Genomic DNA, 25,034 nt, shown 5'->3' with positions numbered 1-25,034 from the left:
TATGAACAACGTCGTCGTCTATTCCAGCGATTACTGCCCTTATTGCTCGCGAGCCAAGTACCTGCTCGAGAACAAAGGCGTGGCCTTCGAAGAGATCAAGGTCGATGGCAAGCCGCAGGTGCGTGCCGCGATGGCTCAGAAGGCCGGACGAACGTCCGTGCCGCAGATCTGGATCGGCAACACCCACGTTGGCGGCTGTGATGATTTGTTTGCCCTGGAGCGCGCCGGCAAGCTCGACGCCATGCTCAAGGCCTGACTGCGTTACTTAGAAATAGCTAACCCTATAAGACCCGAGATCAGAAAGGATCTGAGATGACTGACCAACAGAACACTGCAGCTAGCGAAGAAGAAAACGCACCGCAATTCTCCTTGCAGCGCATCTACGTACGTGACTTGTCCTTCGAAGCCCCGAAAAGCCCGGCAATCTTCCGCCAGCAGTGGGAGCCGAGCGTCGGTCTGGATCTGAACACCCGTCAGAAGGCGCTGGAAGGCGACTTCCACGAAGTCGTGCTGACCCTGTCGGTCACCGTGAAAAACGGTGAAGAAGTGGCGTTCATCGCTGAAGTGCAACAAGCCGGGATCTTCCTGATCAAGAACCTGGACGCGGCTTCGATGAGCCACACCCTGGGCGCGTTCTGCCCGAACATCCTGTTCCCGTACGCTCGCGAAACCCTGGACAGCCTGGTGACCCGCGGTTCGTTCCCGGCCCTGATGCTGGCCCCGGTGAACTTCGACGCGCTGTATGCACAAGAGCTGCAACGTATGCAAGCGGCTGGCGAGACTCCGACCGTCCAGTAAAAAGAAGCTTTGTTTGCTCCATGAAAAAAGCGCCTTCAAAGGCGCTTTTTTCATGGAGCAAACGAAACCCGCAGTCGGATCGTGAGGTTACTTGAACCCGAGCTGACGCCAGGCCTCGTACACTGCGATGGCCACGGTGTTGGACAGGTTCAGGCTGCGACAGCCTTCGCGCATGGGCAGGCGCAGGCGTTGTTCGCCGGGCAGGGCTTCGAGCACTTCGGCTGGCAAGCCACGGCTTTCCGGGCCGAACAGGAAGGCATCGCCCTCGGCGAAGCTGGCATCATGGAACGGTCGCGAACCCTTGGTGGTAAAGGCGAACAGCCGAGGGTGGCCGAGGCTTTCCAGACAGCTGGCGAGGTCTGCGTGGCGTTGCAGGGTGGCATACTCATGGTAATCGAGGCCCGCCCGGCGCAGGCGCTTGTCGTCCATCTCGAAGCCCAGCGGTTCGATCAAATGCAGGTGGCAGCCACTGTTGGCGCACAGCCTGATAACGTTGCCGGTATTCGGCGGAATTTCTGGTTGGAAAAGGATGACGTGAAACATGCACGGCTCCGAAGGTAAAGATGAGCAGCATTCTACGCCGCAAGCCGATCCCCGTTCGAAACTATTCCTGCGGGTGATGGGGTCACTGGCGATTGTCGGGGTGATGGTGGGCCTGATGATCGGTCGTCTGACTGCGCCCGACCCCAGCGTTCTGCAGCAGGTCGAGGTGACCAATGATGGACTGGTGGTTTGGTTCAACAACGAGCCCAAAACCCACGGCGAGTTGGTCGACGGCAGTGTCGCGCTGTTGTTCGAGGCTGAAGGCCGTGCACAGAAAGGTCAGCTTAAGCTCAACGGCAAGGATGTGAACTGGCGAACGCGATTGAGTGATGGGGGATTGTTGCTGACGGTGGTGGCGGCCCGGCCCCTGCAGGGCGACTGGGCCGGTAGCAAGGTCGATGACCGCTGGCGGCTGGAGATCCATCTCCGAGAGCAATAAAAGAGGGAATCCCCGGCCTGCCTGTACCAAGGTTCCCAAAACGGGAGGGCTCACGCATTGCATCGTGAGCCCGGTGTAAAGAGGGAATCCCCGGCCTGCCTGTACCAAGGTTCCCGAAACGGGAGGGCTCGCGCTTTGTGTCGTGAGCCCGGTGTAAAGAGGGAATCCCCGGCCTGCCTGTACCAAGGACCCCAAAACGGGTGGGCTCGTCGCTGTTGCGGTATGAGCCCGGTATAAAGAGGGGAATCCCCGGCCTGCCTGTACCAAGGTCCCCGAAACTGGGTAGTGAATCGAACCACTGATTGGACTATTGCAGGGGGCGTGCCAGTTTTTAATATGCTGGAATGAAAAATCGCTGAGTAGCGCTGAAAGCCCCGTATTCCGGGGCTTTTGTGTTTTTGCGGTATGGTTTTTCCTGCAGATGAGCGCGGGATTTGGGACGGGGTGCTGTGCGCAATTGCGGTTCACGGTGCATTGCCGCGGTGCACGGTGGCCCCAAAAGCATCGCGGGCAATCCCGCTCCCACAAGGTTCAATGGTGTTCACGCGACAGTGAAACCATCGAAATTCCTGTGGGAGCGGGATTGCCCGCGATTGGATCCGGAACTCAGTGAGGAGCTGGCGGCTAGTTAACCCTCATCCCCCTCATCATCATCCCCACCGTCTACCTTCATCCCCAATTCCTTGATCTTGCGCGTCAAGGTATTACGCCCCCAGCCCAGCAGCACGGCGGCGTCGCGGCGGCGGCCGGCGGTGTGTTTGAGGGCGGTTTCGATCATGATCCGCTCGAAGGCCGGTACGGCGCTGTCGAGCAGGCTCGATTGGCCACGTGCCAAAGCCTGGTCGGCCCACTGGCGTAGCGCCTGCTCCCAATTGGTTACCGGTGCTGAATCCTGCGGCAGGCTCAGCAGCTCCGGCGGCAGGTCGCTGATGTGCACTTCGCGACCTGAAGCCATTACGGTGATCCAGCGGCAGGTGTTCTCCAGCTGACGCACGTTGCCTGGCCATGGCAGGTTTTTCAGGTATTCCTCGGTTTCGCTTTTCAGCAGTTTCGGTTCCACCGCCAGTTCTTGCGCGGCGCGGCTGAGGAAGTGCTTGGCCAGGGTCGGGATGTCTTCGCGACGGTCCGACAGCCGTGGAATGTGGATGCGGATTACGTTGAGGCGGTGGAACAAGTCCTCACGGAATTTTCCGGCATGCACCAGGGTTTCCAGATTCTGGTGAGTCGCGGCGATGATGCGTACATCGACCTTCACCGGCACATGACCGCCGACGCGGTAAAACTCGCCGTCCGCCAGTACCCGCAGCAAACGAGTCTGGGTGTCAGCCGGCATGTCGCCGATTTCATCGAGGAACAGCGTGCCGCCGTCGGCCTGTTCGAAGCGCCCGCGACGCAGGTTGGCTGCGCCGGTGAACGCGCCTTTTTCGTGGCCGAACAGTTCGGACTCCATCAGATCCTTGGGGATCGCCGCCATGTTCAGCGCAATGAACGGCGAGGCCGCCCGTGGGCTGTGACGGTGCAGGGCGTGGGCCACCAGCTCTTTACCGGTGCCGGATTCGCCGTTGATCAGCACGGTGATGTTGGAGTGACTCAAGCGCCCGATGGCGCGAAACACTTCCTGCATCGCCGGCGCTTCGCCGATGATTTCCGGGGTGCGGGTCAGCGTCGGGACGACTTCCAGGCCTTGCTGTTCCTGTGCGTGTTGATTGGCGCGCTTGACCAGCGACACGGCTTCGTCGACATCGAACGGCTTGGGCAAGTATTCGAACGCGCCGCCCTGATAGGACGCGACAGCGCTGTCCAGGTCGGAGTGGGCAGTCATGATGATGACTGGCAGCCGTGGGTGTTGTTCACGAATCCGCGCCAGAAGGTCCAGGCCGCTGGCACCCGGCATGCGAATGTCGGAGATGATCACGTCCGGCTGCTGGCGCGCCAGGCGGCTCATCACGCCATCGGCGCTGTCGAAGCTTTGCGTGGTCATGCCTTCCTGTTGCAAGGCTTTTTCCAGGACCCAACGGATAGAACGGTCGTCATCGACGATCCACACGGTTTCACTACGGCTCATGTCGATGTGGCTCCTTGTTCCAGTGGCAGAAAGATCGAGAACGTGGTGTGGCCTGGATGGCTGTCACATTCGATCAAGCCCTGGTGCTGGCTGATGATGTTCTGGGTAATGGCCAGGCCCAGCCCGGTACCGTCCGGGCGGCCGCTGACCATGGGGAAGAAGATGGTTTCCTGCAGCTCGGCGGGGATCCCCGGGCCGTTGTCGATGATCTCGATCTTGGTCACCAGGCGATGGCGCACGTGGCCGATGGTGAACTGACGCATGGCGCGGGTACGCAAGCTGATGCGGCCAAGGCGCAGCTCGTTCTGGCTGCTGATGGCCTGCATCGCGTTGCGCACGATGTTCAGGACTGCCTGAATCATCTGTTCGCGATCAATCAAGACATCTGGAATGCTTGGGTCGTAGTCGCGCACCAAAGTGATGCAGCCCTGACTTTCGGCCTCCACCAACTGACACACACGCTCCAGCACTTCGTGGACGTTGCACATGGCCAGCGACGGTAGCTTGTTGGAGCCGAGCATGCGATCCACCAGATTGCGCAGGCGATCGGCCTCTTCAATGATGACGTTGGTGTAATCGCGCAGGCTTTCTTCCGGCAACTCACGGGCGAGCAACTGAGCCGCGCCACGAATGCCGCCGAGAGGGTTCTTGATCTCGTGGGCGAGGCCACGCACCAGCATTTTGCTGGTTTCCTGCTTCGACAGTTGCGCCTCTTCCTTGGTGATCCGCAAGAGGCGGTCGCGAGGATGAACCTCCAGCAGCAGCATCGTGTCGCCATTGCTCAGGATTGGCGTCACGGCGTAGTCGACGGTCAAGGTCTGGCCGGTGAGGGCGGTGAGCATCGCTTCGCGCTTGGTGAACGGGTGTGCCTGCTCAACTGCCTGGCGCAGGGAGTTCAGCGCTTCGGTGGACTCGGTGAACAACTCACTGATGAACTGCCCATGGCTACGCTGGCCGCTGATGGCCAGGAGCATTTCCGCCGCCGGGTTCATGTACTCGAGGCGCAGTTCGGCGTCGAGCAGGATGGTGGCGGTGGTCAGGTTGTCGAGTAGCAAGCGGTGTAGTGCGTCGCTAATGGTCATCAGGACCTCTTTTGGAGCAGGGCATGCGCATGAATAACGCGCCGGTATGAGGAAAATGCAAAAACCAAACCAAGGCTCCGAAAAGAAGCGTTTAGAGCCTGAAACGGGCGTTTTACGCTCGTTTGCATGGCGTTCTGCCAGTTTTTTCGAGTACTTTCGAACCAAAATGGGCTGAGATGTGGGTATGGTGCAGATGTTTGCACCAATATAGTGCGCAAACCTGAACGAGGTTAGAAGAAGGGCAAGAAGGCGCTTTTTTCTTCTTCAGGCTTGTCTTTAAGGGGGCATTCCGGCCGTTGGCCGTAGTCGGTGAGGGTGCAGGGTTTGACCTGGCGTTTCTGCGCCAGGGAAATGCGCAGCATATGGAACGGTTGATTGGCCGTGCGTTCGACAGTGCGGCCCTGTTCGTCGAGGATTTCCACCGACAGGTTGTGACTGCCGCGGTCGATATTGCTCAGGGCGAACACCGGGCTGGGGCCGGGCTCGGCGGTGGGCTGGCCGTCCAGCAGCAAACGGTAACGATGACCCTGTTGCAGGCCGGGTTCGCTGGTAACGCTGACGATCAACTCACCGGCACTGCTACGGATCGTGGCATCCGGTTCCGGCACCAGCACCCGAAGCATGTCGTAATGAAACAATGGTTTGGCCGGGTTTGTTTTCGCGGCGGTCATGGGCGCTGCGCCACTCGGGTTGGCTGACATTCGATTGCTTGTCGCCAACGGCACACGTTTGGCGTTGCGGGCGCCCGGCTGATCGGTGAAGACCCGATTACCCTGAGCGTCGATATATGTGAAGACCTCGGCCATCGCCGGCAGGCTGACCAGGCACGCGATCAACAGCCAGGCCCTCAAGGTTTATGCACCCGTTGCACGGTGAGCGTCACGGTGGGGCTCTGTTGCACGACGTTTTGCCCGTCGATCACCTGAACCGCAAGGTTATGTTCGCCACGGTCGATGTTCACCAGTTGCAGAGTCGGCACGTTGCTCGGCTGGCCGTAGGGTTGACCGTCCAGTAACAGCCTCAATCGATGAGTGCCTTGCAGGCGTGGATTGATCAATACGCTGACGGTGAACGTGCCGTTGTTGGCGCGCAAGGCTTCTTCGGTGGGCAGGCCGCTCAGCTCCAGCACCTGATAGGCGCTGTGCGGTTGGTCACGGCTACTGGCTTGCGGCGGTGCTACGGGTTCGCTGGGCGACTGACGCTCGACGCTGTTAAGCGGTGGCAATTCGACCGGCCGGGCTTTGACGCCGTCGGGCGGCTGATTGCTGTAGGCGGTGTTGCCATTGGCGTCGGTGTACTTATAGATCTGCGCAGCGGCGGGCAGGGCGATCAGTACGAGCAGGCATAACAACAATGAGCGCATTGCAGGCTTCCATTGGCCGTTGGGCAAGTGTCCGGCCCTGTTCCGTTCGTGGCGACTAAGCGCTGAGCATAGAGCACATCAGCGCATGTCGGCAGGCCGGCTCAGCGGCTGGCGCTGCACAACTCAGCGCTGGCGCGTACCTTGGCGAGCTCGCGCAGAGATACTTGGGTGCCGGTTTTATTGGCCTTGGCCAGCCAGGACGGGCACTGCGGGTCGTTGCGATAAGGGCTGAAATCGGCCAGTTGTTGCAGCAGGCGTTTTTGTAACTGATCAAGTTGCGGGCGGATCTGCCCGACGAGGTCGGGGCGAGGATCGTCGGGTGCCTTGCCTTGCGCATGCCAGTCAGACAAATGCGCGTATTGCACCAGTTTGTTGGCCTCGATCTGCGCCGAGAAGAACTGTTCGACGGCTTCGTTGCTCAATTTATAAGCAGGTGCCAGGGCAACGGCGCCGGCAATCACCTCACGCTCGCGCTGACGGTCCTCGACGGGTTTACCGCTGTCCCATTTGCTCAACGCGACTTGATCGGCAATCGCCAGGCGCTCCTCTATGGTGCCAAGCAGTGGGGCGAGGGCGGCAGGTGCCGGGCTGGCGAAAGCGCTGTTGGCCAGCAGGGCAGTGAGCAAGGCAAGGGATGAGCGTAGGCGCATGGAGGATCTCGACTTTATCGGGTGAAGGCCATGATGCACGCAACCGGGCATTCGATGACAGACGTTCGCCCACAAAAAAGGCCTCCCGAAGGAGGCCTCTCTTTTGTCACGCTGCGTAGTGCAGCGCTACCGGATCAGCAGCTGTAGTACAGCTCATATTCCAGTGGGTGTACGAAGGTACGAACCTTGATTTCTTCTTCGCTTTTCAGAGCGATGTAAGCGTCGATGAAGTCGTCGCTGAAAACGCCGCCTTTGGTCAGGAACGCACGACCTTTGTCCAGCTCTTCCAGGGCTTCTTTCAGGCTGCCGCAAACTTGTGGGATCTCTTTCGCCTCTTCAGGCGGCAGGTCGTACAGGTTTTTGTCAGCTGCGTCGCCAGGGTGGATCTTGTTCTGGATGCCGTCCAGGCCAGCCATCAACAGTGCAGCGAAGCCCAGGTACGGGTTAGCTGCTGGATCCGGGAAACGGGCTTCGATACGGCGAGCGCGAGGGCTGGACACGTAAGGAATACGGATCGAAGCGGAACGGTTGCGAGCCGAGTAGGCCAGCATCACTGGAGCTTCGAAGCCTGGGACCAGACGCTTGTAGGAGTTGGTCGACGGGTTGGTGAAGCCGTTCAGAGCCTTACCGTGCTTGATGATGCCGCCGATGAAGTACAGGGCGGTATCGGACAGGCCGGCATAGCCTTCGCCAGCGAAGGTGTTCTTGCCATCTTTGGCGATGGACAGGTGAACGTGCATACCCGAACCGTTGTCGCCGTACAGCGGCTTAGGCATGAAGGTCGCGGTGCGGCCGTATGCGTCAGCTACGTTGTGTACGCAGTATTTCAGGGTCTGAACTTCGTCAGCCTTGGCAACCAGGGTGTTGAACTTCACGCCGATTTCGTTCTGACCGGCAGTCGCCACTTCGTGGTGGTGAACTTCGATGGTCAGGCCCATTTCTTCCATGGCGTTGCACATGGAGGTACGGATTTCGTGGTCGTGGTCGAACGGCGGAACCGGGAAGTAGCCGCCTTTGACGCCTGGACGGTGGCCTTTGTTGCCGCCTTCCACGTCCTGGTCGGACATCCACGAACCTTGTTCGGAGTAGATTTTGAACATCGAGCCAGAGATGTCGGACTTGAACTTCACTTCGTCGAAGATGAAGAACTCAGGCTCTGGACCCACAAATACGGTGTCGCCGATACCGGTCGACTTCAGGTATTCCTCGGCACGCTTGGCGATCGCCCGTGGGTCACGGTCGTAGCCTTGCATGGTCGAAGGCTCGATCACGTCGCAAACCAGGATCAGGGTCGGCTCTTCGGTGAACGGGTCGAGAACGGCAGTGGTGTCGTCCGGCATCAGGATCATGTCGGAAGCTTCGATGCCTTTCCAGCCAGCGATGGAGGAACCGTCGAACATTTTGCCTTCTTCGAAGAAAGCTTCATCCAGCGCATCGCGAGCCGGCATGGTCACGTGGTGCTGAGTGCCTTTGGTGTCCGTGAAGCGCAGATCAATCCACTTGACGTCATGATCTTTGATGAGTTGAACCGACTTCGACATAGTGTCCTCCGGGTGGCTTAGGGCTAGTAATGGATGCCCTTAAATGTGGGTGATGCCGGCGCGAATACTCTGCCATGGCAACCTGCCTCACAAGGGAGCAAATTGCATGCCAGTGCCTCATCATGGGTTTTTTGCCCCAATATCACGCTTGCAAGGGGGCGGCGCACCATAAAGCGCAAAATATCGCCCTGTAATGTAGCGTCGATTTTCATAAATGACCTGTTTTGGTGCATGCAAAACCTTCTGCACATTAACTGGTTAAACCTTGAGCAATTTCCGCTATAATCCGCGCCCCCCTTTTTCGGCTGGCCCTGCGCGCGCTGTTTTCATGAAACTAATCGTAAAAGTCTTCCCCGAGATCACCATCAAGAGCCGCCCGGTACGGATGCGTTTCATCCGCCAGTTGGCCAAAAACATCCGTACCGTGCTCCGCGACCTGGACCCGGCCGTGGTGGTGAACGGTGTGTGGGACAATCTCGAGCTGGAAACCCGCGTCAGCGACCCCAAGGTCCTGAAAGAGATGGGCGAGCGCCTGACTTGCACGCCGGGCATCGCGCACTTTTTGCAGATCGACGAGTACCCGCTGGGCGACTTCGACGACATCGTCGAGAAGTGCAAGCAGCACTACGGCGATGCGCTGGCCGGGAAGATTTTCTCGGTGCGCTGCAAGCGCGCCGGCAAGCACCCATTCAGTTCGATAGACATCGAGAAATATGTCGGCAGCCAGTTGCGCCGTCAGTGTGGTGCCGCCGGGATCGACCTGAAAAAGCCCGAAATCGAAGTCCGTATCGAAGTTCGCGACCAACGGTTGTTCGTGATCCACAGCCAGCACAACGGCATCGGCGGTTATCCGCTCGGGGCCCTGGAACAGACGCTTGTACTGATGTCCGGCGGCTTCGATTCCACCGTTGCGGCCTACCAGATCATGCGCCGCGGGCTGATGAGCCACTTCTGCTTCTTCAACCTGGGCGGACGCGCCCACGAATTGGGCGTCATGGAAGTCGCGCACTTCATCTGGAAGAAGTACGGCAGCTCCCAACGCGTGTTATTTGTCAGTGTGCCGTTCGAGGAAGTTCTGGGAGAAATTCTCGGGAAAGTCGATAACAGTCATATGGGTGTAGTTTTGAAGCGTATGATGTTGCGCGCTGCTTCCCGAATTGCCGATCGACTGCACATCGAAGCGCTGGTCACGGGTGAGGCGATCTCCCAGGTGTCGAGCCAGACGTTGCCGAACCTGTCCGTGATCGACTGCGTAACCGACAAGCTGGTCTTGCGTCCACTGATCGCCAGTCACAAGCAGGACATCATCGACACGGCCAACGAGATCGGCACCGCCGATTTCGCCCGGCACATGCCGGAGTACTGCGGGGTCATCTCGGTCAATCCGAAGACGGCGGCCAAGCGCTACCGCGTGGAGCACGAAGAGAAAGAATTCGACATGGCAGTCCTTGAGCGCGCGCTCGAGAACGCCAAACTGGTGCCGATCGATCGGGTGATCGACGAATTGGGCCAGGACTTGCAGATTGAAGAAGTCAGCGAAGCGCTGGCGGGCCAGATCATCATCGATATCCGTCACCCGGATGCCGCCGAAGACGACCCGCTGGAGCTTCCTGGTATCGAGGTACAGACGATGCCGTTTTATGCACTGAACGCTCGTTTCAAGGAACTGGACCCTACTCGCCAGTACCTGCTGTATTGCGACAAAGGCGTGATGAGTCGCCTGCATGCCCACCATTTGCTCAGTGAGGGGCATGCCAATGTGCGCGTTTATCGACCGAGCTAAGTGCCCGGGGCTGTTTGCCTGTGGCCTGCGTCACCGGCCCCCCGATGCCACCGTCAAGTTGTAACGGCTTGTACGGACGCTACTGTTAATCGCTGCCAAGACTTGTCAGCACACCGAATCCTCTGATCGAGATACACAAGTGATCGAAAATCTACGCAACATCGCCATCATTGCCCACGTTGACCATGGTAAAACCACCCTGGTAGACAAACTCTTGCGTCAATCCGGCACCCTGGAGCGCAACGAGCTCAACGACGAGCGCGTGATGGACTCCAACGACCAGGAGAAAGAGCGCGGTATTACCATTCTGGCGAAAAACACCGCCATCAACTGGAACGGCTACCACATCAACATCGTGGACACCCCGGGCCACGCCGACTTCGGCGGCGAAGTTGAACGTGTAATGTCGATGGTCGACTCCGTTCTGCTGCTGGTTGACGCTCAAGACGGCCCTATGCCGCAAACCCGTTTCGTGACCAAGAAGGCGTTCGAAGCCGGCCTGCGTCCTATCGTGTGCATCAACAAGGTTGACCGTCCAGGCGCGCGTCCGGACTGGGTTCTGGACCAGATCTTCGACCTGTTCGACAACCTGGGTGCTACCGAAGAACAGCTGGACTTCAAAGTCGTCTACGCCTCGGCCCTGAACGGCATCGCCGGTCTGGACCACACCGACATGGCTGAAGACATGACCCCGCTGTACCAGTCGATCGTCGACAACGTACCGGCTCCTAAAGTTGACCGTGAAGGCCCGTTCCAGATGCAAATCTCGGCACTGGACTACAACAGCTTCCTGGGTGTTATCGGTGTTGGCCGTATCGCTCGTGGTAGCGTCAAGCCGAACACTCCAGTCGTGGCCATTGGCGCCGACGGCAAGAAGCGTAACGGTCGTATCCTGAAGCTGATGGGTCACCACGGCCTGCACCGTATCGACGTTGAAGAAGCGTTTGCCGGTGACATCGTGTGCGTGAGCGGTATGGACTCGCTGTTCATCTCCGACACCCTGTGCCAGCCGGACAACGTCGAGGCGATGAAGCCTCTGACCGTTGACGAGCCAACCGTTTCCATGACCTTCCAGGTAAACGACTCGCCTTTCTGCGGTAAAGAAGGCAAGTTCGTGACTTCCCGTAACATCAAGGAGCGTCTGGACAAAGAGCTGCTGTACAACGTTGCACTGCGCGTTGAAGAAGGCGACTCGGCTGACAAGTTCAAGGTTTCCGGCCGTGGTGAGCTGCACCTCTCGGTACTGATCGAAACCATGCGTCGCGAAGGCTTCGAAATGGGCGTTGGTCGTCCGGAAGTGATCATCCGTCAAGTTGACGGCGTGAAGCAGGAACCGTTCGAAAACGTAACCATCGACACCCCTGAAGAATCCCAGGGCAAGGTCATGGAAGAGATGGGCCTGCGTAAAGGCGACCTGACCAACATGGTGCCGGATGGCAAAGGCCGTGTTCGTCTGGAGTACAACATCCCTGCTCGCGGTCTGATCGGTTTCCGTAACCAGTTCCTGACCCTGACCAACGGTGCAGGCATCCTGACCTCGATCTTCGATCGCTACGACACCATGAAGTCCGGCGACATGTCCGGTCGTCAGAACGGTGTTCTGGTATCGGTAGAAACCGGCAAGGCGCTGACCTACTCCCTGGAAACCCTGCAGGCGCGTGGCAAGCTGTTCGTTGAACACGGTCAAGAGATCTACAACGGTCAGATCGTTGGTCTGAACAGCCGTGACAACGACATGGGCGTCAACCCAACCAAAGGCAAGAAGCTCGACAACATGCGTGCTTCGGGTAAAGACGAAACCATCGCCCTGGTTCCACCTGTTCGCTTCACTCTGGAACAGGCCCTGGAATTCATCCAGGATGACGAGCTGTGCGAAGTGACACCTAAGTCGATCCGCCTGCGTAAGAAGATCCTGGACGAAGGCGAGCGTACCCGCGCTGCCAAGAAAGCCAAGAACTGAGTTAACTCAGGCTGAATGAAAACGCCCCCGGTCGAAAGGCCGGGGGCGTTTTTGTTTGTCTGGGTTTTGTGCGGTGTTTGTGCCGCCCCTCTCGCAGGCATGCCCGCGATGACGCCCTTTCAGGCAGCGAGATCGCGAATCAGAACTTGTCCAGCGTCCGCGGATTATTCTCGCGCACCACTTCTTTAGGCTTGTACGCGCAATACCCCGGCCGCGGTCCGATCTTCGGGTGGTTGCGGCAGGTGTCCGGGCGCTTATCATAAATAGTGCACAAACGGCTTTTACGATCCAGGTACAGGCAATCGTTGTTGCTCATGCGCTGGAGGGTGAAGATCTCGGACTTCTGGTTGTAGCGCTCGACAATCCCTTCCTTCTGCAAGCGCTTGGCGATGTTCTTGGGTGGATCGCCCAGTTCGAATTCGTCGACGATGCCGATACGGATCAGATCCTTGATCTTGACCTCGACCGGCAGCGTGCAGCAGCTGGACATGCACGAGCCGCACATTGGGGCAGAGTACTTGGCCCAGGTATCGAGGCGATCGATTTCCGCGGCGGCGATCAGGTTGGGCTTCATCATCGGTTGTTACCAGCGTGTGCATCAGGGCGCGCGATCATACCGGGACTGGTGGATTTTTGAACAACCTTTCGCCAGATTTTTTTTGCTTGTCGCAAAATAGTCCTGTGTCCGGCACGGCCCCTGCATTGTTTCTGGCCCACGACAACGTAATGTCGATCTATCTCGTACTAACAGGAAAAACTGCCGAACCAGAGTCTCTACGGTCTGTCAGACCGACTAGGCTCAGACAACTTCACGCTCGCTCGAGGTCTTATCGATGACTCAAGAACCACTTGTTCGCGAAGCAGAGGTGGCCGCATTCCGCGACGCCGTCTTGACCAAGCTCACTTACGCAGTGGGCAAAGACCCGGATCACGCCTTCGACCATGACTGGTTCGAAGCCATTGCCCTGGCGGCGCGTGATCACATGGTCGAGCACTGGATGGACCACACCCGGCAGATCTACCGCAAAGGCCAGAAACGCGTTTATTACCTATCCCTTGAATTTCTTATCGGTCGCTTGCTCTACGACAGCCTGAGCAACCTCGGCTTGCTCGATGTGGCCCGCGAGGCCATGACCGAACTGGGGGTCGACATCGAACGCATCCGTCTGCTGGAGCCCGATGCGGCACTGGGCAACGGTGGCCTCGGGCGTCTGGCGGCATGCTTCATGGAAAGCATGTCGACCCTCGGCATCGCCGGCCATGGTTATGGCATTCGTTACGAACACGGTTTGTTCCGCCAGGCCATCGTCGACGGCTGGCAGCAGGAGCAGACCGAACACTGGCTGGACTTCGGCAACCCGTGGGAGTTCGAACGACCAGAGGTGGCCTACCCGATCGGTTTCGGCGGCAGTGTCGAAACCGTGACCGATGAAGCCGGCAAGTCCAGGCAAGTCTGGTCCCCGTCGGAAACCGTGCGGGCCATCGCCTACGACACCCCGGTGGTCGGTTGGCGTGGTGCAAGCGTCAACACCCTGCGGCTGTGGCGCGCCCGGGCCATGGAAGAATTGCATCTGGAGCGCTTCAACGCGGGCGACCACTTGGGCGCGGTCGCGGAAGTGGCCTGGGCAGAAAGTATCTCCCGCGTGCTTTACCCGGCTGACAGCAACGAGGCCGGCCAGGAGTTGCGCCTGCGCCAGGAATATTTCTTCGTCTCCGCGTCCTTGCAGGACTTGTTGCGTCGCCATCGAAACATGCACACCTCGGTGCTGACCCTGGGCGATCACGCGGCCATTCAACTCAACGACACTCACCCCTCGATCGCCGTGGCCGAACTGATGCGTCAGTTGGTCGACGTCTATGACGTGGCGTGGGATGCGGCCTGGCAGATCACGGTCGACACGCTGTCGTACACCAACCACACGCTGTTGCCGGAAGCGCTGGAAACCTGGCCGGTCAGTCTGATGGAACGGATGCTGCCCCGGCACATGCAGATCATTTACTTGATCAACGCCCAGCACATCGACTCGTTGCGTGCCAAAGGTGTTCACGATTTCGACGTGCTGCGTGCGATTTCGCTGATCGAGGAAGACAACGGTCGCCGCGTGCGCATGGGTAACCTGGCATTCTTGGGTTCCCACAGCGTCAATGGCGTGTCCGGCCTGCACACGCAGCTGATGCGCAGCACGGTGTTCTCCGAGCTGCACAAGCTTTACCCGGACCGGATCAACAACAAGACCAATGGCATTACCTTCCGCCGCTGGCTCTATCAGGCCAACCCCGAACTCACCTCCATGCTGGTCGACGCCCTCGGCCCGAATCTGCTGGACAACCCCGAGGAGCGCTTGCTCGCGCTAGAGCCGTTTGCCGAGAAGACTGCATTTCGCAAGCAGTTCGCCGAACAGCGGCTGCACAACAAGAAAGCCCTGGCGTACCTGATTCATGAGCGGCTGGGGATCGCGGTCAATCCGGCGGCGATGTTCGATGTGCAGGTCAAGCGGATCCACGAATACAAGCGTCAGTTGCTTAACCTGATGCACACCGTTGCGCTGTATCAGGCGATTCGTGCCGAGCCGGAAACCGACTGGGTACCGCGAGTAAAAATCTTCGCCGGCAAGGCGGCGGCCAGTTATCACCAGGCCAAGCTGATCATCAAGCTGACCAACGACATCGCGCGGGTGGTCAACAACGACCCGACGGTGCGCGGCTTGCTCAAAGTGGTGTTCCTGCCCAACTACAACGTCAGCCTGGCCGAGAGCATCATTCCGGCGGCGGACCTGTCGGAGCAGATTTCCACTGCCGGCTTCGAAGCCTCGGGCACCAGTAACATGAAATTCGGCCTCAACGGCGCGCTGACCATCGGTACCCTGGACGGGGCCAACGTGGAAATGTGCGAGCGCATCGGTGCCGAGCACATGTTTATTTTTGGTCTCAGCGCCCAGCAAGTGGAAGCGCGCAAGCGTAACCATGAATTCAACGCCGCGCCGGACATCGCCGCCTCCCATCGGCTCAACGACGTGCTGCAAGCGATTCGCAGCGGGGTGTTCTCACCAGACGATCCGTCCCGTTATACCGCGCTGATCGATTCGCTGGTGGACTACGACCGCTTCCTGGTCTGCGCCGATTTCGACTCTTACTGGAACGCGCAGATGCGGGTCGAAGCTCACTGGCACGACTCGAAAGAGTGGTGGCGCTCGGCGGTATTGAACACCGCGCGGATGGGCTGGTTCTCGTCCGACCGGACCATTCGCGAGTACGCAACGGATATCTGGAAGGCTTTGGAGTAATTTTTAGCAACAAATGTGCGCAAGGCCCAACGTCCGTTGGGCCTGATCGATATACTAAGCACCAACTTGACCCAGTGTGGGAGCGGCGCACTGCCGCTCCCACACTGAATTCCGGGTGTCTGCTCACTAGACTGAGCCAGAGGCTGTATCGCACGGATCAGCCCCGCCACGGGGCCGCTTAGGGATATCGACCATGCAATGGATGTTAATGCTGATTGGGCTGCTGCTGGGCTGGATTCTTGACGAGTCGTTCAGCGAGGCGCTGTTGGGCGCTTTGCTCGGGCTGGGTCTCGGCCAGGCCATGCGTATCGGCCGCTTGAGCACTCAAACGGCCGAGCAGCGACGTTTACTCGATCAGGCTCAGGTTGCGCTGAATGCGGTCGAGCAGCGACTGGCGTTGCTGGAGGTGTCGGGTGCCAAGGCACCTGAACCAGGCGAACCGGTTGTCAGCGAACCCGCTGAGTCGCCTGAAATCATTCTTGAGCAAGCCCCTGTCGCACCCACGGAGCTGGTCTGGGAGCTACCCCCCGAATTCGAACCCATCACCGCGGCCGCTGCCGAAACCAGTCGTCCGTTGCCCGCCGATGTCTGGCAGCCCGAGCCGGTCGCCCGCGAACCGCAGCAACCGGCCGAGCCGCGCGGCCCGAACTTCATCGAGCGTGCCATCAGCGGCGCACGCAATTGGCTGTTCGGCGGCAATACCGTATTGCGGGTCGGCGTGGTGCTGTTGTTCCTCGGCCTGGCTTTCCTGTTGCGTTATGCCACCGAAGGCATGGTGGTGCCGATCGAGTTGCGCTACGCCGGTGTCGCGGCGGCGGCCTTGGGCCTGCTCGCCCTGGGCTGGTGGCTGAGACTGCGCAACAGCAACTACGCGCTGATGCTGCAAGGCACCGGGATCGCGGTGTTGTACCTGACGGTATTTGCCGCGATGCGTCTGCATCCGTTGCTTGATCCCAATGCAGCATTGGGCCTGTTGGTGGTGGTGACGGTGTTCTCGGCGATTCTCGCCATTACCCAAAATGCGTTGGGCCTGGCCGCCGCTGCCGCGTTGGGCGGTTTCGCCGCGCCGATCCTGACCTCCACCGGCGCTGGCAATCACGTCGCGCTGTTCAGCTATTTCGCCCTGCTCAACGCTGGCATCCTCGCCATCGCGTGGTTCAAGGCCTGGCGGCTGCTCAACCTGATCGGGTTTGTCGGCACCTTCGGCATCGGCTTTGCCTGGGGCCTGCGCTCCTATAGACCGGAGCTGCTGTGGAGTACCGAGCCGTTCCTGATTCTGTTCTTCCTGATGTACCTGGCCATCGGTTTGTTGTTCACCCGGCGCAAGTTGCTGGAAATGAGCGACGCGCCCGAGGACGACAGCCGTGAAGCGCTGCTGCGCTGGTCGGCGCACAAGGGCGATTACGTCGACGGCATGATGCTGTTCGCGCCACCGTTGGTGGGCTTCGGTCTGCAGTTCGCGCTGGTGGAGCACTTTGAATTTGCCGCGGCCTTCAGCGCCTTGGCCCTGGGCATGATTTACATGGGGCTGGCCCGGTTGCTGATGGGGGGGCGAGCACTGTTGTTGGCCGAAACCTGTCTGGCGCTGGGGGTGATCTTCGCCAGTCTGGCGATTCCTCTGGGGCTTGATGCGCGTTGGACTGCCGCAGCCTGGGCGGTGGAAGGGGCGGGGATTTTCTGGCTCGGCCTGCGTCAACGACGGCCGCTGGCGCGGGCCTTTGCCTTGCTGCTGCAATTGGGCTCGGCGTTGGCCTTTATCAGCGAATTGCGCAGCGGCGAGAGCAGCCTGCTCGATGGTGCTCCGCTGGGGGCGTTGATGCTCGGTGTTGCGCTGCTGTTCAGCTTCTACCAATTACGCAAAGCGTTGCCTGAACAGGCGTTGCCGTGGGAGCGCCAGGGCTTGCCGGTGCTGGCCTGCCTGGGCCTGACGTTCCTCTATCTGCTGGCGCCGCTGTTTTTCTTCACTCACGGCACGGCGATCAGTTGGGCGCTGGCCGGGTTGGCGACGCTGTTCGTCGGCCTGCGCCTGCAATCGCGGGCGTTCCTGTTCAGTGCGTTCGCCGTGCAACTGCTCGGCGGTGCGTTGTTCCTGGTGCGGCTGCGAGGGGCGAGCGGAGACTCGGCTGCGGTCTTCAGCGCCGGCTGGAGCGGTTTGCTCAGCGCATCCTTGATCGGGCTGGCACTGATCGCCGGCATGTTGTTGGCGGCCCGGGACGAAATGGTGCGCAGTGACGTGCGTTTGTTGCGTGGCTTGTCGGTGGTGCTATTGGCCGGTCTGGTGCTGATCAACCTGGCTGTGCTGTTCGTGTTGCCGTGGCAAACCGCGAGTGCGGTGTGGGCGGCCAGTGGTTTGTTCATCATCTGGCTGAGTCTGTACCTGAAGCAGCGTGTGAGTTTTGTCTTTGGTCTGCTGTTGCAGGTGATCGGCGGCGTAGCGTTCCTGTTCGCCGGGCCAGACCTGCTCGGGCCGCTGCTCAGCGAAGGGTTGCGACCGTTGGCGCATAGCGGGTTCTGGACACCGCTGGTGCTGGGACTGGCGGCATTTGTCGGGGCCTGGCGTTTGCAGCTAGGCAACCATGCTTCGGCTTTCGATGTGTTGAGCCTGCAGCGCTTGTCCGAAGTGTTGCTGGTGTGGGGCACGGGTTGGTGGGCACTGGCGTGGATCAGCGAAGTGCTGCGTTTTGCGCCTGTGAACCTGCAAGCGACGTTGTTGCTGGCGGTCGCGGCGGTGAGTGTGGCGCTGTGGGCGGTGCTGGCGCTGCGCCTGAAGTGGTCGTCGCTGGGTTTGCTCTGCACCTTGCTGATTCCCGCCGCCGGTCTGGTGTTGCTCGCGGCCTGGCATTCGCGTTATCACCCGGCCGCCAGCTTCGGCTGGCTGGTTTGGGCCGCGGTGTTCGTCGTGCATTTCATCTCGTTGCAGCGTCTGGCGTCGATGCTGCCCGAAAAAGCCCAGAGCACCGCCCATGTACTCGGTTGCTGGCTATTGATCGGCGTGTTGGCCCTGGAGCTGCGTTATGGCTTGCTGCTGTTGTCGGAGCAGTACAACGCCTGGCGCTGGTTGGGCTGGGCGATTCTGCCGAGCCTGTATCTGGTGCTGATGGCCGCACCGCGCGAGTGGCCATGGCCAGTGTCGGCTTATCCCCGCGAGTACCGGGTCTATGCCGTCGCGCCGTTGGCGTTGTTGATGCTCGGCTGGTTCTGGCTGGCGAACATGGCCAGCGACGGCACCGCCGAGCCGTTGCCCTATGTGCCACTGATCAACCCGCTGGAGCTGGGCCTGTTGTTCGCCCTGTTTGGCGTTTATGTCTGGTCCCGCAACGCAGTCACGCAACTGGCGATCCGCAAGGATTACACCGATAACGCCACGCAGGTGATTGCCGGTGTTTCACTGTTCGCCTTCTTTACCGCGCTGGTGATGCGCGCGGCCCACCACTGGGGTGGCGTGCCGTTCGCGCTGGATCTGCTGCTTGAATCGATGCTGGTGCAGGCCGGCCTGTCCATCGTTTGGACCCTGATGGCCCTGAGTCTGATGATCGGTGGGCATCTGCGTCACCGCCGTGAAGTCTGGCTGATCGGCACAGGGCTGATCGCGCTGGTGGTTGCCAAGCTGTTCTTCGTTGAATTGAGTAACCGCGGCGGGCTGGCGCGGATCGTGTCGTTTATCGGCGTTGGCGTGTTGCTGTTGGTGGTGGGCTATTTCGCCCCGCTGCCACCCAAGCGTGCCGAAGCCGTGCCGGGTGCTGAAAAACCGGCCCCTGAAACCGAAGGAGTGTCATCTTGAGTCAGAAGCTGAACCTGGGCTGGTGGGCTGCTGTTGTGCTGGGGGTGACACTGTCGGCTGGCGCGCAGGAAAAACCTGCGGACTTCGCCACGCAGGTGCCATTGTCTGTGAGCGGCGAGGGCCCGTGGTATCGCCTGGAATTGCCCTTGGGCGTGCAACTGAACGCGCGGCAAACCGATCTCAGCGATGTGCGTGTGTTCAACGCCGCCGGTGAGCCTCAGGCGTACGCTCTGGCCCGAGAGCCTGCGCAGACCCACGAAAACCGCACGCTGACCGACGTAAAGTGGTTCCCGTTGTACAACTCGGCGGATGCCAGCGAACGCACGCCGAGCGTACGGGTGCAATCGAACACCAACGGCACGTTGATCGAAGTGCAGCCGTCCAGCCAGTTGGAGGCGGGCGAAGAAGAGCTGCGCGGCTGGTTACTCGATGCCAGCGGCATCAAGGCGCCGTTGCAGCAATTAATCCTCGACTGGACCAGTGAACGCGACGGCTTCCAGCGTTTCAGCATCGAAGCCAGCAACGATTTGCAGCATTGGCAGTCGTGGGGTGAAGGGCAGGTGGCGCGTCTGACGTTTGCCGACGAACGGGTCGAGCAACATGAAGTCGGCCTGCCGGGGCAATCGGCGCGCTATCTGCGTTTGCTTTGGAATTCGCCTCAGTCGGCGCCAGTGCTGACCTCGGCGCAGCTGGAAAGCACCAACCCTCGCACCTTGCCGCTGCCGTTGGTCTGGTCGCAACCCTTGGCCGGCAGCAGCGTGAAGGCCGGTGAGTACATCTGGCAATTGCCGATGGGGTTGAACGTCCAGCGTTTGCAGGTCGAGCTGAATCAGCCCAACAGCCTGGCACCGGTAACGTTGTCGGGGCGCCGGGAGACCAGCCTGCCGTGGCAACCGCTGACCAACGGTTTGCTCTATCGCCTGACCCAGAATGGCCAGGACGTGGTGCAGAACGAATTGCAGTTGTCGGGCCAGACCGTGCAGCAATTGAAGCTGACGGTAGATGAGCGCGGCGGCGGCCTGGGCGCCGAAGCACCCACCGTGCGGTATGCCGTGCGCTCCACGCAGTTGGTGTTCCTGGCGCGCGGTGCCGGGCCTTATACGCTGGCGCTGGGAAGTGCGACGGTGAAGGCTGCAAGCTTGCCGTTGTCGACGCTGATTCCCGATTACAGCGCGGCGAAGCTGGCGACGCTGGGCAAGGCGACGGTGGACGGCGGGGCCGTGGTGACCCCGGCGGCGACAGCACCAACTGTGCTGGGCACGAACTGGAAAAAGATCGGGTTGTGGGCGGTGTTGCTGCTCAGTGTGCTGTTTCTGGGAGGGATGGCGTTCAGTTTGCTGCGCAAGCCTGCTGCTAAATCCTGAGGATGGCTGGCGCTGCGCGCCAGATCGCGGGCAAGCCGCTCCTGCAGGGGCGAGGCTTGCCCGCGAAGACGTCCTTCCTGCCACCAAAAATATCGAAACTGGCGCCCAATCGCGGCCCATTTCGAACTACGCTCAACCCCGCGCATGAACTCTATTGGGTGTATCACGTCTGATAGGAGGAAATGCGCCCCGACTCGCGTTAAACTGCGCGGGTTTTTAGCCCCCCATTCCTCCGGAGCCGTCCATGTCCCGCGTTACCCTGAGTCGCTATTTGATTGAGCAGACCCGCAGCAACAACACTCCTGCCGATCTGCGTTTCCTGATCGAAGTGGTGGCGCGTGCCTGTAAGGAAATCAGCCACGCCGTTTCCAAAGGCGCCCTGGGTGGTGTCCTGGGCAGCATGGGCACTGAAAACGTCCAAGGTGAAGTGCAGAAGAAGCTTGATGTGATGTCCAACGACATCCTGCTCGAAGCCAACGAATGGGGCGGTCACCTGGCCGGCATGGCATCCGAAGAAATGGACAATGCCTACCAGATCCCGGGCAAATACCCGAAAGGCGCGTACCTGCTGGTGTTCGACCCGCTGGACGGTTCGTCGAACATCGACATCAACGCGCCGGTCGGTACGATCTTCTCGGTGCTGCGTTGCCCGAACGAATACCTGACCCAGAACGAGCCTTTGAACGAAAAGGCCTTCCTGCAGCCAGGCACTCAGCAGGTTGCCGCCGGTTACGCGATTTACGGTCCACAGACCATGCTGGTGCTGACCCTGGGCAATGGCGTCAAAGGCTTCACCCTGGATCGTGAAATGGGCAGCTTCGTACTGACCCATGAAGACATCACGATTCCGGAGTCCACGCAGGAATTCGCGATCAACGCGTCCAACAAGCGTCACTGGGAAGCGCCGGTACAACGTTACGTCGACGAATTGCTGGCTGGCGATGAAGGCCCGCTGAAGAAGAACTACAACATGCGTTGGGTCGCCGCGATGGTGGCCGACGTGCACCGCATCCTGACCCGCGGCGGTCTGTTCATGTACCCACGCGACAGCCGCGAGCCGTCGAAGCCGGGCAAACTGCGCCTGATGTACGAAGCCAACCCGATGTCGTTCCTGGTGGAGCAAGCGGGTGGCGCATCCACTGACGGCCACCAGCGCATCCTCGACATCCAGCCGGAAGGCCTGCACCAGCGTGTTGCGGTGTTCCTCGGTTCGAAAGAAGAAGTTGCCCGCGTCACGGCTTACCACAAGGAATAAAACATGACCGCGCCCTGGCAGCCGTTACTCGAATGGTGGTTTGGATCTTTCGAATCACCCAACGAAATAGCGGCTGAAAAGGGCAAGTTATGGTTCGGCAAGCGTGACAGTCAGGACCTCGAAGCGCGGATGCGTTTCGGGGATCTGGTCGAGCAGGCACTGGCCGGCGGATTGACCGAATGGGCGCAACGCCCCGAAGGTTGGCTGGCCCTGGTGCTGTTGCTCGATCAATTGCCGCGAATGATCTTTCGCGACACACCCAAATCCTTTTCCGGCGACGTCAGGGCCCAGGCACTGGTGGCGCAAGGCATTGCCGTGGATTTCGATCGGCAACTGCGACCGATCCAGCGGGTTTTTATCTATCTGGTGTTCGAACACTGCGAAAACCTGGCGGTGCAGAACGAAGCGGTTTCGCGGTTTCTCGATCTGGTTGAACAGCAACCCGAGGCGGATCGGGCGGTGTTTGCCAGCAACCTGGATTACGCCGAACGGCATCAGAAGATCATTGCGCGATTTGGGCGGTTTCCCCATCGCAATGCGGTGTTGGGGCGTGAGTCTACGGCTGAGGAGCTGGAGTTTCTTTCGGGGCCAGGATCGCGCTTCTAGCTTTTCGTTGTTGCTGATGCCGGCATCGCGGGCAAGCCCGCGATGAGGCCAGTGAGAGCGCCTTAGATCCGGAAACTACCCACCAACTGCTTCAACCGCGCCGCTTGCTGCTCAAGATCAGCACACGCACGCAAAGTCGACTGCAAGTTCTCCACACCTTCCTGGTTCAGCGTGTTGATCTCGGTGATGTCGACGTTGATCGATTCCACCACGGCGGTCTGTTCTTCAGTCGCGGTAGCCACCGACTGGTTCATCCCGTCGATTTCACCGATGCGCTGCGTCACGCTGCCCAGGCGTTCGCCAGCCTGGTTGGCGATGCCGACGCTGCTTTCGCTCTGGCGCTGGCTGTCGGTCATGGTGCTGACCGCTTCCCGGGCGCCAACTTGCAGCTCCTCGATCATCTTCTGCACTTGCTGCGCCGAATCCTGAGTGCGGTGGGCGAGGTTGCGTACTTCGTCGGCCACCACGGCAAAACCACGGCCGGCTTCACCGGCACGGGCAGCTTCGATGGCCGCGTTGAGGGCCAGCAGGTTGGTCTGTTGCGAGATGCTGGTGATCACTTCCAGAATCTGTCCGATGTTCACTGTGTTGCTGTTCAGGGTTTCGATGTTGCCGCACGAATCGCTGATTTTTGCCGAAAGCTGGTGCATCGCGGCGATGGTTTTATCCACGACCTGCTGACCGTCTTCGGCCAGGCTGCGTGCGTCGCTCGAATGTTGCGAGGCGAGGGCGGCGTTCTGGGCGATTTCCTGGGCGGCGGCCCCGAGCTGGTTGATCGCTGCCGCGACGCTGCTGGTGCGCGAGGCCTGTTGATCGGAGTTGAACATCGATGAGTTCGAGGCCGTCACTACGCGCAGGGCAACTTCGTTGACCTGGCCGGTGGCCGAAGATACTTCGCGGATCGAGGTGTGGATACGCTCGACGAAACGGTTGAACGAGGTGCCCAGTGCACCGAATTCGTCCTGGCCATGAATGGTCAGGCGTTTGGTCAGGTCGCCTTCGCCCTCGGCGATGTCATGCATGGCGCGGCCCATGATCAGCAGAGGCTGCATCAGCACGCGGATCAACATGCTCAGCAGCGCGATGATGATCACCACGGCGATGACCATGGCGATGATCGCCGAGGTGCGGAATTCGCTGAGCATCGAGAACGCGGTTTCCTGATCCAGCACCAGCGCCACGTACCAGTCCGCCGACGGCACACCGTTAACGTGGGTGAAGGAGATGAACTGGGTTTTACCGTCCAGTTCGACTTCTTTCAGGCCCGGGCTGACTTTCGGCGCGCCGTTGGGGTAGGCGTCGGCCAGGTTCTTGAGCACCAGTTTGCTGTCCGGGTGGATCAGAATCTTGCCGTCGGCGCTGACAATGAACGCATGGCCATGACCGCCGAAGTTCAGCGAGTTGATGATCGTGCTGACGCTGGACAGGTCGATATCCGCGCCGGCGACGCCAATCATCTGGCTCTGGTACTTCACCGGCGTGGCCACGGTGATCACCAGTTTGCCCGACGACGCCGCGATGTAGGGTTCGGTGACGATGGTCTGTTGCGCGTTGTTGGCTGCCTTGTACCAGCCACGGGCGCGAGGGTCGTAGTCCGCGGCGCGGTTGCCGGCCGGGATCGAGAACATCACGCCATCGGTGCCGCCGAAGTAGCTCAGCTGGAAGTTGCTGGTATAGGCCGGCAGGTCGATGGCGCGTTTGAGATTGGCCGGGGCGCTGCCGTCCACGGCGATCTGCTGGGACAGCGATTGCAGCAATTGGATGCGGCTTTCCAGCCAGGTCTGGATGTTGCTGGTGGTCAGGCTGCCGAGTTCCTGCATCGAGGACTCGGTACTGCTGCGCAGGGTTTGACGCTGGCGGTAATCGTTGAACAGGATGAAACAGGCGAATGCAACGGCCACCACGAGAGCGGCTGCCAACAAGATCTTGTGGCTGAATTTCATGTTTCTGGTCATTAAATGATCTACCGCGCAGTGGCTGGTCAGCAAAGGGGCGTCAATTTGCCACAGTCGAGGGCTTGGCGCTGCTTTTATGTCGACTGGCCAGCGCCAAAGATTAGGCGGGTATTGACGAAAACCGACGAAATACCCAATGACCTGAGAAAGGGGCTGATTTATCGGTAAAAGGCTGACGAGTGGCCTAATAAATAGGCGGACGGTCGGGGAACCAGATTAGGGTTTTCTCTTCTAAGCTTCTGGTTGGCAACATGCCACCTCTCTTCCGCTCCAGGAGTTACACCATGTCGCTGCGTTCTATCGCCTTGCTCTCGTTCTGCGTGCTGTTGGCCGCGTGCAGCAAGATCAATCAGGAAAATTATTCGAAGCTGTCGACCGGCATGCCCAAGGCCCAGGTTGAAACCTTGCTGGGCAAACCCACCGATTGCTCGGGCGCACTCGGCATGTCCAGCTGCACCTGGGGCGACAAAAACAGCTTTATCAGCGTGCAGTATGCCGGTGACAAAGTGCTGATGTTTTCGGGCCAAGGCCTGAAGTAAACCGGGGCTTTTCGCCCACGGGAGAA

General features: G+C 59.9%; 20 protein-coding genes and 1 pseudogene. 11 read left to right on the top strand and 10 right to left on the bottom strand.

The annotated features are described in order from the left end of the window. Position 1: 1 nt before the first annotated feature. Together grxC and secB are read left to right on the top strand one after the other, a co-directional pair. The gene (gene grxC / locus AC07V0_RS05575; protein WP_018929204.1) at positions 2–256 is read left to right on the top strand and encodes a glutaredoxin 3; all 255 of its coding nucleotides are present in this window, start codon (positions 2–4) and stop codon (positions 254–256) included. 56 nt (positions 257–312) lie between these two features. Next, on the top strand, positions 313–798 hold the full coding sequence (secB, locus tag AC07V0_RS05570) for a protein-export chaperone SecB (protein WP_007939439.1): 486 nt from the start codon (positions 313–315) through the stop codon (positions 796–798). Between the two features lie 87 nt (positions 799–885). On the opposite strand, the gene trmL is transcribed toward secB, so the two are convergent. After that, positions 886–1,341, bottom strand: coding sequence for a tRNA (uridine(34)/cytosine(34)/5-carboxymethylaminomethyluridine(34)-2'-O)-methyltransferase TrmL (trmL, locus tag AC07V0_RS05565; RefSeq protein WP_138866651.1), 456 nt, complete (start codon positions 1,339–1,341; stop codon positions 886–888). On the opposite strand from trmL, the gene AC07V0_RS05560 reads away from it, so the two are divergent. Next, positions 1,340–1,780, top strand: a complete 441-nt coding sequence (locus AC07V0_RS05560; protein WP_018929203.1) for a hypothetical protein — start codon at positions 1,340–1,342, stop codon at positions 1,778–1,780. The genes trmL and AC07V0_RS05560 overlap by 2 nt on opposite strands. Before the next feature lie 628 nt (positions 1,781–2,408). Here AC07V0_RS05560 and ntrC read toward each other — a convergent pair. The 6 genes from ntrC to glnA form a co-directional block, all read right to left on the bottom strand. Next, positions 2,409–3,845 (bottom strand): nitrogen regulation protein NR(I), encoded by a 1,437-nt coding sequence (gene ntrC / locus AC07V0_RS05555; RefSeq protein WP_018929202.1) that lies wholly within the window; start codon positions 3,843–3,845, stop codon positions 2,409–2,411. Next, entirely contained in the window at positions 3,842–4,927 is a 1,086-nt protein-coding gene (gene glnL / locus AC07V0_RS05550; RefSeq protein WP_018929201.1) for a nitrogen regulation protein NR(II), read from the bottom strand. The genes ntrC and glnL overlap by 4 nt, the downstream gene beginning before the upstream one ends. Positions 4,928–5,157: 230 nt before the next feature. Beyond that, a complete protein-coding gene (locus tag AC07V0_RS05545) occupies positions 5,158–5,778 on the bottom strand; it encodes a DUF4124 domain-containing protein (RefSeq protein WP_019020933.1) in 621 nt (206 codons plus the stop codon). Next, complete coding sequence (locus tag AC07V0_RS05540) at positions 5,775–6,290, bottom strand: DUF4124 domain-containing protein (RefSeq protein ID WP_018929199.1); 516 nt, start codon at positions 6,288–6,290, stop codon at positions 5,775–5,777. Before AC07V0_RS05540 ends, AC07V0_RS05545 begins: the two co-directional genes overlap by 4 nt. 101 nt (positions 6,291–6,391) lie before the next feature. Beyond that, positions 6,392–6,940 carry a chorismate mutase gene (locus AC07V0_RS05535; RefSeq protein ID WP_064615886.1) on the bottom strand — a complete coding sequence of 183 codons (549 nt, stop codon included), beginning with the start codon at positions 6,938–6,940 and terminating at the stop codon, positions 6,392–6,394. A gap of 134 nt (positions 6,941–7,074) precedes the next feature. Further along, positions 7,075–8,481 (bottom strand): glutamate--ammonia ligase, encoded by a 1,407-nt coding sequence (gene glnA, locus AC07V0_RS05530; protein ID WP_018929197.1) that lies wholly within the window; start codon positions 8,479–8,481, stop codon positions 7,075–7,077. Between the two features lie 328 nt (positions 8,482–8,809). Between glnA and thiI the strand changes: the two genes are divergently transcribed. Both thiI and typA read left to right on the top strand, forming a co-directional pair. Then, a complete protein-coding gene (thiI, locus tag AC07V0_RS05525) occupies positions 8,810–10,264 on the top strand; it encodes a tRNA uracil 4-sulfurtransferase ThiI (RefSeq protein WP_026286654.1) in 1,455 nt (484 codons plus the stop codon). 139 nt (positions 10,265–10,403) lie between these two features. Beyond that, positions 10,404–12,224 carry a translational GTPase TypA gene (gene typA, locus AC07V0_RS05520; RefSeq protein ID WP_008028025.1) on the top strand — a complete coding sequence of 607 codons (1,821 nt, stop codon included), beginning with the start codon at positions 10,404–10,406 and terminating at the stop codon, positions 12,222–12,224. A gap of 139 nt (positions 12,225–12,363) precedes the next feature. Here the strand turns inward: typA and AC07V0_RS05515 are convergent, their stop codons facing one another. After that, positions 12,364–12,801, bottom strand: coding sequence for a YkgJ family cysteine cluster protein (locus AC07V0_RS05515; RefSeq protein ID WP_138866653.1), 438 nt, complete (start codon positions 12,799–12,801; stop codon positions 12,364–12,366). Positions 12,802–13,057: 256 nt separating this feature from the next. Between AC07V0_RS05515 and AC07V0_RS05510 the strand changes: the two genes are divergently transcribed. The 5 genes from AC07V0_RS05510 (at position 13,058) to AC07V0_RS05490 (ending at position 22,514) form a co-directional block, all read left to right on the top strand. Next, a complete protein-coding gene (locus AC07V0_RS05510; protein ID WP_064615887.1) occupies positions 13,058–15,508 on the top strand; it encodes a glycogen/starch/alpha-glucan phosphorylase in 2,451 nt (816 codons plus the stop codon). A 193-nt stretch (positions 15,509–15,701) separates the two neighbouring features. Beyond that, the gene (locus AC07V0_RS05505) at positions 15,702–19,289 is read left to right on the top strand and encodes a DUF2339 domain-containing protein (protein WP_495019488.1); all 3,588 of its coding nucleotides are present in this window, start codon (positions 15,702–15,704) and stop codon (positions 19,287–19,289) included. Beyond that, the gene (locus AC07V0_RS05500; RefSeq protein ID WP_018929192.1) at positions 19,286–20,653 is read left to right on the top strand and encodes a DUF3999 domain-containing protein; all 1,368 of its coding nucleotides are present in this window, start codon (positions 19,286–19,288) and stop codon (positions 20,651–20,653) included. Before AC07V0_RS05505 ends, AC07V0_RS05500 begins: the two co-directional genes overlap by 4 nt. A 244-nt stretch (positions 20,654–20,897) precedes the next feature. Further along, complete coding sequence (locus tag AC07V0_RS05495; protein ID WP_007933966.1) at positions 20,898–21,908, top strand: class 1 fructose-bisphosphatase; 1,011 nt, start codon at positions 20,898–20,900, stop codon at positions 21,906–21,908. A 3-nt stretch (positions 21,909–21,911) separates the two neighbouring features. Further along, a complete protein-coding gene (locus AC07V0_RS05490; protein WP_495019487.1) occupies positions 21,912–22,514 on the top strand; it encodes a DUF924 family protein in 603 nt (200 codons plus the stop codon). Between the two features lie 62 nt (positions 22,515–22,576). Here the strand turns inward: AC07V0_RS05490 and AC07V0_RS05485 are convergent, their stop codons facing one another. Further along, a complete protein-coding gene (locus AC07V0_RS05485; protein WP_372240859.1) occupies positions 22,577–23,341 on the bottom strand; it encodes a methyl-accepting chemotaxis protein in 765 nt (254 codons plus the stop codon). Between the two features lie 93 nt (positions 23,342–23,434). Further along, positions 23,435–24,457: pseudogene (locus AC07V0_RS05480) on the bottom strand (HAMP domain-containing protein); the annotation flags it as partial. A gap of 296 nt (positions 24,458–24,753) precedes the next feature. On the opposite strand from AC07V0_RS05480, the gene bamE reads away from it, so the two are divergent. Then, on the top strand, positions 24,754–25,008 hold the full coding sequence (gene bamE / locus AC07V0_RS05475; RefSeq protein ID WP_018929189.1) for an outer membrane protein assembly factor BamE domain-containing protein: 255 nt from the start codon (positions 24,754–24,756) through the stop codon (positions 25,006–25,008). Positions 25,009–25,034 lie beyond the last annotated feature (26 nt).

Source organism: Pseudomonas sp. GW821-FHT01E10 (assembly GCF_059422365.1).
The sequence above is the reverse complement of the archived record's forward strand: the minus strand, read 5'-3'. Positions and strand labels throughout refer to the sequence as shown.